Origin of the sequence: Bradyrhizobium sp. NAS80.1 (assembly GCF_001908205.1) — a bacterium.
Lineage (GTDB): Bacteria > Pseudomonadota > Alphaproteobacteria > Rhizobiales > Xanthobacteraceae > Bradyrhizobium.
Map to the genome: position 1 here is coordinate 1 of NZ_LGHL01000451.1, position 771 is coordinate 771.

At 55.0% G+C, this 771-nt stretch carries 2 protein-coding genes; both read left to right on the forward strand.

Annotated features, from left to right (window positions below; genetic code table 11):
* The coding region (locus AC629_RS44155) for an adenylate/guanylate cyclase domain-containing protein (protein WP_143199953.1) at positions 1-276 on the forward strand (276 nt) is incomplete at its 5' end.
* 26 nt (positions 277-302) lie between these two features.
* Positions 303-771: transporter substrate-binding protein (locus AC629_RS44160; RefSeq protein ID WP_245332214.1), on the forward strand; the 469-nt coding region annotated here is incomplete at its 3' end.

Sequence of the window (771 nt, forward strand, 5' to 3'; positions counted from 1 at the left end):
TCGTTTTTCACGCGGTTCGGCATTCATGTTGGCGAGGCCGTGGTCGGCAATCTCGGCTCGGCCGAACGGATGAATTACACAGCGCTTGGCAGCACAACAAACTTGGCGTCCCGTCTTGAAGGCCTCAACAAGGAATATGGCACCGCCATTCTCGCCAGTGAGGACGTGTACCTTCGGGTCCAGGATTGCTTCCGGTTCAAAGAGATCGGGTCCGTCATTGTCAAGGGCATGACCAAGGCAACCCGAATTTACGAACTCATCGGGGCACCGGCATGAAGTCAGCTTCGGTCCTTCGAGATATCATGCTGAGATTGTTCGTTTTGCAACTCGCGCTCGTCCTTCCAGCGGTTCGCGCGGACCAAGATGCCATCAAGATCGGCATTCTGCATTCTCTGTCTGGCACCATGGCAATCAGCGAATCGGTACTTAAGGATACTGTCCTCATGCTAATTGCGGACCAAAACAAGAAAGGAGGCCTTCTCGGACGGAAACTGGAACCAATCGTCGTTGATCCGGCGTCCGATCGGGATGTCTTTGCTGAAAAAGCCCGGGAATTGCTCACAAGGGACAAGGTTGCGGTCGTTTTCGGCTGCTGGACCTCTGCATCCCGCAAATCGGTTCTGCCGATCTTCGAACAGCTCAACGGGCTCCTCTTCTACCCGGTGCAATACGAGGGAGAAGAAAGCTCGCGCAACATTTTCTACACGGGAGCAGCGCCGAATCAGCAGGCAGTTCCGGCCGTTCGATATCTGATGAGCAAGGACGGAGGCG